Source organism: Peterkaempfera podocarpi, from assembly GCF_042466665.1.
Taxonomy (GTDB): domain Bacteria; phylum Actinomycetota; class Actinomycetes; order Streptomycetales; family Streptomycetaceae; genus Peterkaempfera; species Peterkaempfera podocarpi.
Genome location: NZ_CP162102.1, coordinates 6,848,681 through 6,858,739 on the forward strand (window position 1 = coordinate 6,848,681; position 10,059 = coordinate 6,858,739).

Here is a 10,059-nt window from a genome sequence, read left to right on the forward strand (position 1 = left end):
CAGCCCCCCGACGGGAGGTGCGGTCAGACCAGCTCGGGTCGGCGCCACTCCTCGCCGAGCACGTGGTGCGCAAGGAAGTTGAGCACGGTGGCGTACCAGAGCCGGCTGTTGTTGGGCTTGAGGATCCAGTGGCCCTCGTCCGGGAAGTACAGGAACTTCGCCGGGACACCGAAGCGGGCCAGGTCGTTCCAGAGCGACAGGCCCTCCGCGATCGGCACCCGGTAGTCCTTGTCGCCGTGGATGACCAGCATCGGCGTGGTGATGTCGGCGGCCCGCAGATGGGGCGAGTAGCGCTGGTAGCGCTCGGTGCGCTGCAACGGGTCGCCGTGGTGCCGCATCCAGTACGCCGGGAAGTCGGTGGTGCCGGAGAAGGTCGGCAGGTTCCACAGCGAGGCGTGGGTGACGATCGCCTTGAAGCGGTCGGTCTGGGTGGCGATCCAGTTGGCCATGTAGCCGCCGAAGGAACCGCCCATCATCGCGGTGCGCCCGGCGTCCAGGTCGTCGCGCTCCAGCGCCGCGTCGGTGAGCGCCAGCACGTCACGGTACGGGGCGCCGCCCCAGTCCCCCCAGCCGCGGTCGTGCATCTGCTGCCCGTAGCCGGTGGAGAGTGCCGGGTCCGGCAGCAGCACCGCATAGCCGGCGGCGGCCGCCACCCAGGGGTTCCAGCGCCAGGTCCAGGCGTTCCAGCTGGACTGCGGGCCGCCGTGCACCCAGAGCACCAGCGGGGCGGGGGTGTCGGCGGAGGCACCGCGGGGGAGCACCAGCCAGGAGCGCAGTGCGGTGCCGTCCTCGGCGGTGGCGGTGACCTCGGTGAGCGTGCCGGGGAGCTCGCCCACGTTCCCGGGGCAGGGCAGCGGGACGGCCTGCTGGTCGGGGGCCGCGGCATCCAGCCGGACGGGGGTGGGCGGGCTGTCGACCGCGGACCGCAGTGCGTAGAGGGTGGCGCCGTCGGGAGCGGACACCACATCGGTGTAGGCGCCTTCGGCGGTCAGCCGCACGACCTCCCCACCACCGGTGGTCACTCGGAAGACGGGGGCCCGACCGGTCTCGTCCGCGGTGAAGAAGACCACCGCGGAGCCGTCCTGGTCCAGCACCGGGGAGACCACCGCGGCGGTGGGCCAGCCGTCGAAACCGGGCAGCAGATCGCGTCCGGCGTCCTGGCTGTCGGTGGCGTCGACCAGCCAGAGGGTGCTGGTGACGGACGCCTCCCAGCTGGACCGGCGCTCGCGGATGCAGACCAGCGCACCGCCGTCGGGGGTGAAGGCGGGGGAGGAGAACTCCGCATCGGGCGCCTCCACGGTGCGCAGCCGCTTGCCGGTGGCGGCGTCGGCCACCACGATCACCGAGCGCAGCTCGTCCGGCAGGGTGCCGGTGTAGACGGAGTAGGCGACCAGTGTGCCGTCGGGGGAGAGGGCGCTGCCGAGGATCCCGAGGACGCCCTCCGCACCGCAGTCCACCTGTGCGGCGGGGTCGCCCGCGGGGTCGGCCACGGTGAACAGATGGGGGATGTCCGGTCCCAGGTCATGGTCCCAGTGGCGGACCAGGGCGGACTCGTGCAGTACCGCGGTCACCTTGGCCTTCTCGCGGGACTTGCGCAGTTCGGCGTCCCGCTCGGCGTCCTCTGCGCCCGGCAGCAGCCCGGCGACCACGGCGATCCGGTCGGACGCGGCGGCCACCGAGTACCCCTGGACGCCGCCGCCCCGGGTCAGCAGCTGCGAGGCCTCTCCGCCGCCGGCCGGCAGCGCCCAGAGGGCGGCCTCCTTGCGGTCCTCCTCGCCCTCGCCGGGGTCCGCCGCGGGCCGGGAGGAGAGGAAGAGCAGGGTGCCGTCGGGCAGGAACCGCGGGGCGGACTCGCCGCGGTCGGAGCGGGTGAGCCGCCGTGCGGGGCGCAGGCCGGCCGGGTCCGCCTCCCAGAGTGCCCCGATGTAGCGGGTGCCGTCGGAGGCCAGCTCCTGAACGGCCGTCACCAGACGGGTCCCGTCCGGGGAGAGCGCCAGGGAGGAGACCCGGGGCAGCGCGGTGAAAGCGGCCAGGTCATGGAATGGAGTGGTGTCGGACATGGATCCGATCCTGCTGTGCCGTACCCGTTCGGCGCCAGAGCGCCTGGGCGGCTGGGCGTCAGCCGGGGGCGAAATCGGGTCGGCGGAGCGCGGGCGTCACAGGCGCGGGCGGGCGACGACCCCGGTGCGGCGCAGAGCCGCGCGTCCGCCACGCTCTGCGGCAGATCCGTGCGCCCGCGTGCCCGCTCCTGCTCAGTGGCAGATCCATGCGCCCGCTCGCCCGCTCGCCCGCTCCCGCTCTGCGGCAGATCCGTGCGCCCGCGTGCCCGCTCCTGCTCAGTGGCAGATCCATGCGCCCGCGCGTCCGCTCCTGCTCAGCCGCAGATCCGTGCGCCCGCTCGCCCGTTCCCGCTCAGCGGCGCCGTTCGGTGCTGACGACCACGCAGACCCCGGCTACCACGATCGCCCCGCCCAGCACGATCGGCCAGCTGAGCGGCTCGGCGAGCACCAGCCAGCCCAGGAAGACCGCCACCACCGGGTTCACATAGGCGTAGGTGGCCACCAGCGACAGCGGGGCCGAGTGCAGCAGCCAGGCGTACGCCGTGAAGGCGACCAGAGAGCCGAAGACCACCAGATAGGCGAGGGCGAGCCAGGACCGGGTGGAGATCGCCGAGATGTCCAGGCCGTGCTGCTCGCCGCGGACCAGCCCGAGCGCCAGGCAGCCCAGCCCGCCCGCGGCCATCTCGTAGGCGCTGGTGGCGAAGGGGTTGGCGGGCATGGAGATGCGCGCCGAGAAGAAGGACCCGGTGGACCACATCAGGGTCCCCCCGATCACTGTGGCGAGGCCGCCCAGCTTCACCTCGCCGCTGAGGCCGGGCACGGTCAGCACCAGCAGTCCGGCCAGCCCCAGCCCCACTCCGCCGAGGGTCGCCGCCCGCGGCCGGTCCCCGGTGGCGGTGCGCAGCAGCACCACCCAGACCGGTACCACCGCGATCAGCAGTGCGGTGAGCCCGGAGGGCACCGATGTCTCGGCGAGGACCACCAGGCCGTTGCCGCCGAGCAGCAGGAGCAGGCCCACCATGGCCGCGGAGGCGAGCTGGCGCGGGGTGGCCCGCAGGGCGGCCGGGCCCTGCCGCCAGGCGACCAGACCGGCCAGCAGCAGCCCGGCCACGATGAAGCGGGTGGCCGCGGAGAGGAACGGCGGCATGGTCTCCACCGCGATCCGGATGGCCAGATAGGTTGAGCCCCAGACGACATAGACGATGGCCAGCGCACCCCAGACGGGGCCGGTGATGCGGGACAGCCCGGCGGGGGCGGCGGGCCGGGTGGCGGCCTGCTGGAGCGGGGTGCCCGGTGGCGTCTCCGGGGCAGGGGCCGTCATGGGCGTCTCCTTATTACGGTGCTGTACGGGGATTCGGGGGCCATCACATCGCATCGGGGCCCGCATGCGCCAGCCGGAGGAGGTTCCGGTGTGCGGCGGCGGGTGCAGGCCTTCTGGCGGGCGACCGGCTGTAGCTGATATGTCATGTCCCTGACCTTTCACTCCTCGGGAGTACCCATGCGCGTCCACCGGGCAGCTGCCGCCGTCGTCGCGGCAGCCGCGCTCCTCCTCGGACCGGCCACGGCCCCGGCCCACGCCGTCCCCGCACCCGGCACGACCCTCTATGTCCAGAGCGCCGTCAACGGCTATGCCGCCGCCGACGCCCAGGGCACCCTCGCCGCCCACCGGCCCAAGGGCAACGAGGACCACCAGCAGTGGATCCTCGGAACCGCCGCGGACGGCGCCGTCGAACTGCGCAGCGCCGACGAGGCCGGCCGCTGCCTCGGCCGCGGCGGCAGCCAGACCGTCACCGTCGCCTGCGGCGATCCGGCCGCATCCTGGGACGCCGTCCCGCAGGACGCCGGCCGCTACGCCCTGCGGGCCCACGACGGCTCCGGCTATCTCACCCTCCAGCCGCCGGGCTCCGACGGCACCCATCCCGCCCCCCTCCAGGTCGGGGCCGACGGCCCCCTCGCCCGCTGGTACCTGACCCCGGCGCCGCTGCCCACCGCCCCGGCGCCCGCCCCCGACCAGCGGACCCTGGACCAGGTGACCTTCCTCACCGCCCACAACGCCTACGCCAACGGCGTCGACGGCGGCTTCGCCCCACCCTTCGTCAACTTCTTCCCCAACCAGTCCCGCGGCATCTCCCAGCAGCTCGCCGACGGCGTCAGCGGCTTCATGCTGGACATCCACCAGACCCCCGACGGGGCCATCCTCTGCCACGACAGCTGCACCCTGGTCAGCCGTCCGGTGGCGCTCTGGGTCGACCTCCAGCGCATCGTCGACTTCCTGCGGCAGCACCCCGGCCGGTTCGCCACCGTCTTCCTCGAGGACTATGTCTCCACCGACGTCCTCGGGGCCGAGCTCGCCCGGGTGAACGGCCTCGGCGACCTGCTCTACCGTCCCGACCAGGACGGGGTGCGCGACCACGGCTGGCCCAGCATGGCCGCCCTCGCGGCCCGCGGCAAGCAGCTGATGATCTTCACCGACCGGACCCGCGCGGCCGACTCCGCGGACGGCAGGTACCGGGACGCCCTGGGCGTGATGTACCAGAACGAGTGGACCGTGGAGAACTACTGGTCCATGGGCTCAGGCGCCGGCAGCTCGGACTGGTCCTGCTACAGCCGGTGGTACGGCATCCCGCTCACCCGCGAGGAACCGGCCTTCCACCCCCTCTTCGTCATGAACCACTTCCGCGACGCCACCCTCGCCGCCACCGCGAGCAGTGACAACAGCAAGCTGCTCAACCGTGCGGAGAACTTCTGCGACCCCGCGGCCCGCAAGAAGCCCACCTATGTCGCCGTGGACCGCTATGACCTGGGCAACCCGCAGAGCGCCGTCGACCGGCTGAACAGCTATCTGGTCGCACCCTGACAGCCGTCGGCCGGGCGCCCACGGGCGCCCGGCCGACCCCCTGCTCAGGCCGGGCTCAGGCCAACCCCCTGCTCAGGCCGGCACGCCGTCCGGCTGCACGGTGCCCTCCTCGGGCGGCCGCCCGGCTTCCGCTCCGGCGCCCTCCGCCGGCTCGTACGACGGCTCGTACGACGGCCAGCCGGCGCCCTCCGGCACCACGGCCACCGCCCGCCACCACAACTGCAGCGCCGGAGGGTCGGCGGGTTCCACCGGTTCGCCGGGCCGGGGCGCCGCCAGCACGACCCCGGCCTCCCGCGCGGCCGCGGCGGTGCGCTCCGCCGGCTCCTCCCACGGATGGGGCGCCAGATCGAAGGTCCCCCAGTGGATCGGCAGCAGCACCGCCCCGCTCAGGTCCTGGTGCGCCCGCACCCCCTCCTCGGGGGTCATGTGCACCTCGGGCCAGAACTCGCTGTAGGCCCCGATCTGCATCATGGTCGCGTCGAACGGGCCGAGGCGCTCGCCGATCTCGGCGAAGCCCGGGAAGTACCCGGTGTCGCCGCTGTGGAAGACCCGGTGCTCCGGCCCCGCCACCACCCAGGAGGCCCACAGCAGCAGCGGGCTGGTGCGCGGGCCGCGGCTGCAGTAGTGCCGGGCCGGGGTCGCGGTCAGCGTCAGCCCCGCCACCTCCGCGGACTCCCACCAGTCCAGCTCGACGATGCGCTGCGCCGGCACGCCCCAGTACTCCAGGTGCGCGCCGACGCCCAGCGGCACCGCGAACACCGTGTCGCCGTCGACGAGCGCGCGCACCGTCCCCATGTCCAGATGGTCGTAGTGGTCGTGGGAGATCACCACCACGTCCAGCCGCCCCAGCTCCCGCAGCGGGACCGGCACCGGGTGCAGCCGCTTGGGGCCCAGACCGGAGAAGGGGGAGCAGCGCTCCCCCCATACCGGGTCGATCAGTACCCGGCGGCCGTCGATCTCCACCAGCACCGAGGCATGTCCCATCCAGGTCGTCCGCAGTCCGGAGGCCGGCGGGGCCGCCAGCTCCGCGGCGGTCGCCCGGTGCAGCGGCACGGCGGCGGCCGGGGTACGGCGGGTCCGGTCGGCCAGGAACAGGGCCCGCATCCCCGGCAGCGGGGATTCCGACACCATCCGCCGGGTGGGCACCGGGTTGCGGAAGGCTCCGTCCACAAAGTGCGGGGATGCCAGGACCCGCTCCAGCCGGGCCCCGGTGGGAACGGCGCCGAACGCCTCCGGACGCAGCCGCCGCAGCGCGGCACCGGGCAGGGAGCGGATCAGATCGGCGCCTGGTACACGGGACAGGCCGGTCGGCCGGGGGGACGGGGTGGGGCCGGGCACGGCACCTCCTCGGTCGGGGTGTGGGACGCGATCCGGAGGAGCGGACGGCCCGCTTGCCCGACCGCAGCCGTACGCCAACCACCTCCACGGCAGACTACCCCGGGGGTGACGCCGCAGACTCGGGATGACGGAGGGAAGCACTCCGCCCCGCCGGGCCGCGCCGTGCCGCCGCCCCGCTGGGCGGGCGGTGCGGTCCGGCCCCGGTTACGATGCGAAATGGCTGCAGGAGGCTGCATCGCTGCCCGGTGCCGCCGACGAGTGACGCGCCGTCCGAGAGGTGGTGGCTGCCATGCTCACCGCGCGAGGTCTCTTCCACGCCATCCATGACAGCGACGAGGCCTACCGGCTGTTCTGCAGCATCGCGGCACAGGACGAGAACCAGGGCGGCTGGGAGAACGAGCGCATCGCCGCCCTGGTGAAGGACCCCGAGCTGGCGCCCAAGATCGCCCGCCATGGCGCCGACGAGCGCAAGCACGGCCGCATCTTCGCCCAGCTGCTGCGCAAGCGGGGCCTGGAGCCGGTCGCCGTGCCGCCCGACACGGACTACTGCATGCTGCTGGAGCGCCAGGGCATCGGGGTGCTGCATGAGCGGCTGCGCTCGGACCGGCCGCTGGACGACCGTGACGTGATCACCTATCTGGTGCACAGCCGGGTCACCGAGCAGCGGGCCGCCGAGGAGATGCAGCTGCTGGTGCGGTTCCTCGGGGACCACCCGGATGTCGGCAGGGCGGTACGGCTGATCGCGGCCGACGAGGACAACCATCTGGCGTACTGCCACGAGGAGTTGCTGCGCCTCGCCGACCAGGGCCATGAGCAGGCGATCCGGGGGCTGCTCCGGGAGACCGCCCGGGTGGAGATCCGCACCCACCGCGACGTCGCGCTGGCCGTGATGCGGCGCATGGGGGAGATCCTGCGCTGGCCCCGTCCGCAGCGGGCCGCACTCGCGGCCGGCCTGCATCTCCTCTATCTCTACGAGGCCGCCTACGGGTGGCGCCGGATGGTGCGGCTGCGGCTGCCCGCGAAGCGCAATGCGCTGGGTCCGCGCTCGGTGGCGGTGGGCTGAGCGTCCCGACCGCGCCGGGGCGGCCGGTACGGGCAGCGGGAACCGGCCCCCGCGGTCCGGTGGTCTACGACAGAGTGGTCGTACGCCGGTGTGGGAGGGCAGCAGCGAGGGAGGGACCGAGCGTGGGCGTGGGCCTGGCGGCGGATCTGGTGGTCATCGGTGCGGAGGCCGGTGGCGAGCGTGCCCTCGCGGGGACCTCGGACGCCGGCCGGGGAGCCGGCCTGCTGGCCGGGGCGCTGCCCGGGGCCTGGTACGACGGAGTGCCCGAGTCGGGGCGGGTGGCGCTGGTGCCCCCGGACGCCGGGGCGAACGAGATGCTGACGGCTGTTCAGGAAGCCGCCGGGCGGGAGGGCCGCTTTCTGGTGGTCTGCCTGCTGGGCCGGCTGGTGGCCGATCCCCGGCTGCGCCGGCTGGCGCTGGTGACCGCGGGCAGCACCCGGGACAACGCCTACCGGCGGGGCCTGGCCTGGGACTGGGTGGTGAGCGCCATGGTGCACGGCAACCACGCCGAGTCGCTGCTGCTGGTGGACGCGGTGGCGGACCGCGAGGTGTACGAGGCGCTGGAGCGGGAGGGCGGCGGGGCCGGGCCGGGGGAGCTGCTGGACCACTCCAGGGTTCCGCTCTGGGGGTGTGTGGCGCCCTGGTCGCCGGGCCGCCGGGGGCGGCGCACCACGCCCCCGGGCGCGCCGGGGTCGTTCGCCGAGGGTGTGGTGCGGGTGCTCCAGGACGGGGTGGCCGGTCTGCCCGCCGCGGTGGCCCCGGCACATCTGCATCCGGCGGTGTGCGGACACATGGGCGCACAGGGGCGGGCCGGCGCGCGGCTGGTGGTGCCCGCACCCGGCGGCAGGCTGCTGCTGCGCAACCCGGCGGCCCTACGGGGGATGTTGTCGGGAATGTCCGTTTCTGGAGAACTCTTGGCCGTTCTGGGGAGGAAAGGCTCGCCAACTCGCCCACCCTCTGCGTAGTCTCGGTGACCCCTGGTGTTGCCGGGAGCTGACGGGACGGCGAAGAATCGGCTCGATCGAGGACATGACGGGCCGACAGGCATATTCTGCTGACCACTGCCACAAGTGGGTCGGGATGCGGCGAGGGGGGCCCATGCGACGACGTGTGCATGCGTTGCGTCCTCCGGCGGCCGATGCGAGGCGCCGGGGGCGGTGGAGCGGAGGCGGGCTCGGGGCATCCCTGGTGCTCCCCCTGGCGGCACTGCTGCTGGCCGGCTGCGCCGATTCCGGGGCGGGCAGCGTGGACCATCTCGGCAGCCGTCCCGCCTCACCCACCACCCGGGAGGCCCCGGACACCTCCGCCGCCCCCGCGCCGTCCCCGGTGCCGGACACCGGCCGCGACGGCGCCGTGGCCCGGCAGGTGCTCGCCCGCTACTCCGACTGGTGGCGGGCGCAGGCCACCGCCTATGCGGACAGTTCCAGATCAGGGGCAGGGCTGAGCCTCTTCGCCACCGGCAGTGCGCTCAGCGCCGCTCTGGCCAATCTTCACCGCCTCCGGGAGGCCGGCATGGTGATGCAGGGACAACCCCGCAGTGACGCAAGGGTGACGGCGCTGAATCTCACGTCGTCCCCGCAGACCGCAGCGATCGAGGACTGCCTGGACGTCAGCGGCTGGCACCAGGCCGATGCGCACAGCAAGCAGCTCAGGGACCCCAGGCAGCGGCTCAGCCGGTATGTCGTCACCGCGACCGCGACCAGCACCTCCGACGGGTGGCTGATCAGCGACCTCAGGCAGCGGACGGGGCAGACATGCTGAGGGCGGCGTCGCGGTCGGCGGCGACCCTCGCCCTGCTGCTTGGCACGCTCATGACCGGAAGCCAGGCGGTGGCCGACGGCGCCCCGCCGCCCAGCGGCGGTGTGTCCGACTGCGAGACCGATGTCATCTGCGTCGAGGCCCACGACCCGGGAGCGCCGGGCAGCACCCCGGCCCAGGGCGGCAGCCGTACCACCGTCGGCGGCAAGGAGGTCTGCCGCTGGTACGGCCAGGAGGTGCCCTGCTCCCTCGACGACGCCGGCTGGTTCAACGCCGCCGACGGCTGCTACTACAGGAGGGCCTCTCCCCAGCCCGCCGCGGGCGATCCCGCCTGGATGGGCCACGACCCCTCCGACGGCGGTGCCGTCTACAACGTCCTGTGCTACCCGCCGGGCAGCAACACCGTCACCGGGGCGCCGCCGCGCTGGCTCGCCGAGCCCCCCGCGGGCGACCCGCCGCCCACCCCGGCCCAAGTGGCCATGGACGCCATCTCCCGCATCCAGTTGGGCAAGCCCGTGCTGCACACCGCACCCGGGAAGGACGGCAAACCCCTGGTCGGTATGGGGCTCTGGCTCTGGTACGACCCCGCCGAGGCCATCTCCGTGGACGGCAAGGCGGGTGAGAACACGGCGGCAGCGGACGCCCCCGGCATCAGAGTGACCGCCACCGCGACCCTCCAGTACGTCGACTGGTACATGGACGACAGCCCCGACCCGGTGCGCTGCACCGGCCCCGGCACGCCCTACCAGGCGAAGTACGGCGGCGCAGAGTCCCCGGACTGCGGCTACCGCTACACGACCTCCTCGGCGGACCGCCCCGGTTCGGAGTTCACGGTCAGCGCGATCCTGCACTGGCGCATCGAGGCCACCGTCGAGGGCACCGGCACCCACCCCATCGACCCCTTGGAACCGACCGCCGACAGCCAGTTGCTCCAACTGCCCGTCGGCGAGCTCCAGGTCCTCAACTGACCAGCGCACCAACCA

8 protein-coding genes are annotated in these 10,059 nt (G+C 73.8%); 5 read left to right on the forward strand and 3 right to left on the reverse strand.

The features are described from left to right. Positions 1-23 precede the first annotated feature (23 nt). Together AB0761_RS30160 and AB0761_RS30165 are read right to left on the reverse strand one after the other, a co-directional pair. On the reverse strand, positions 24-2,060 hold the full coding sequence (locus AB0761_RS30160; RefSeq protein ID WP_377272303.1) for a S9 family peptidase: 2,037 nt from the start codon (positions 2,058-2,060) through the stop codon (positions 24-26). Positions 2,061-2,412: 352 nt separating this feature from the next. Beyond that, the gene (locus AB0761_RS30165; protein WP_377272304.1) at positions 2,413-3,381 is read right to left on the reverse strand and encodes an EamA family transporter; all 969 of its coding nucleotides are present in this window, start codon (positions 3,379-3,381) and stop codon (positions 2,413-2,415) included. A gap of 177 nt (positions 3,382-3,558) precedes the next feature. On the opposite strand from AB0761_RS30165, the gene AB0761_RS30170 reads away from it, so the two are divergent. After that, positions 3,559-4,917, forward strand: coding sequence for a phospholipase (locus tag AB0761_RS30170; protein WP_377272305.1), 1,359 nt, complete (start codon positions 3,559-3,561; stop codon positions 4,915-4,917). Between the two features lie 72 nt (positions 4,918-4,989). Here AB0761_RS30170 and AB0761_RS30175 read toward each other — a convergent pair whose 3' ends face one another. Continuing rightward, entirely contained in the window at positions 4,990-6,195 is a 1,206-nt protein-coding gene (locus tag AB0761_RS30175) for an MBL fold metallo-hydrolase (protein WP_377274397.1), read from the reverse strand. A 349-nt stretch (positions 6,196-6,544) separates the two neighbouring features. Here AB0761_RS30175 and AB0761_RS30180 point away from each other — a divergent pair, with 349 nt between their 5' ends. The 4 genes from AB0761_RS30180 (at position 6,545) to AB0761_RS30195 (ending at position 10,044) form a co-directional block, all read left to right on the forward strand. Then, a complete protein-coding gene (locus AB0761_RS30180) occupies positions 6,545-7,318 on the forward strand; it encodes a ferritin-like domain-containing protein (RefSeq protein WP_377272306.1) in 774 nt (257 codons plus the stop codon). Between the two features lie 122 nt (positions 7,319-7,440). Further along, positions 7,441-8,283: a hypothetical protein gene (locus AB0761_RS30185; protein ID WP_377272307.1), complete on the forward strand. Its 843-nt coding sequence runs from the start codon at positions 7,441-7,443 to the stop codon at positions 8,281-8,283. Between the two features lie 133 nt (positions 8,284-8,416). Then, on the forward strand, positions 8,417-9,079 hold the full coding sequence (locus AB0761_RS30190; protein WP_377272308.1) for a hypothetical protein: 663 nt from the start codon (positions 8,417-8,419) through the stop codon (positions 9,077-9,079). A gap of 50 nt (positions 9,080-9,129) precedes the next feature. Beyond that, positions 9,130-10,044 (forward strand): hypothetical protein, encoded by a 915-nt coding sequence (locus tag AB0761_RS30195; protein ID WP_377272309.1) that lies wholly within the window; start codon positions 9,130-9,132, stop codon positions 10,042-10,044. Positions 10,045-10,059 lie beyond the last annotated feature (15 nt).

Coding starts and splice junctions, on each gene's coding strand:
- AB0761_RS30165 (WP_377272304.1), bottom strand. CDS start 3,381: ATGACGGCCCCTGCCCCGGAGACGCCACCGGGCACCCCGCTCCAGCAG.
- AB0761_RS30190 (WP_377272308.1), top strand. CDS start 8,417: ATGCGACGACGTGTGCATGCGTTGCGTCCTCCGGCGGCCGATGCGAGG.
- AB0761_RS30180 (WP_377272306.1), top strand. CDS start 6,545: ATGCTCACCGCGCGAGGTCTCTTCCACGCCATCCATGACAGCGACGAG.
- AB0761_RS30195 (WP_377272309.1), top strand. CDS start 9,130: ATGACCGGAAGCCAGGCGGTGGCCGACGGCGCCCCGCCGCCCAGCGGC.
- AB0761_RS30170 (WP_377272305.1), top strand. CDS start 3,559: ATGCGCGTCCACCGGGCAGCTGCCGCCGTCGTCGCGGCAGCCGCGCTC.
- AB0761_RS30160 (WP_377272303.1), bottom strand. CDS start 2,060: ATGTCCGACACCACTCCATTCCATGACCTGGCCGCTTTCACCGCGCTG.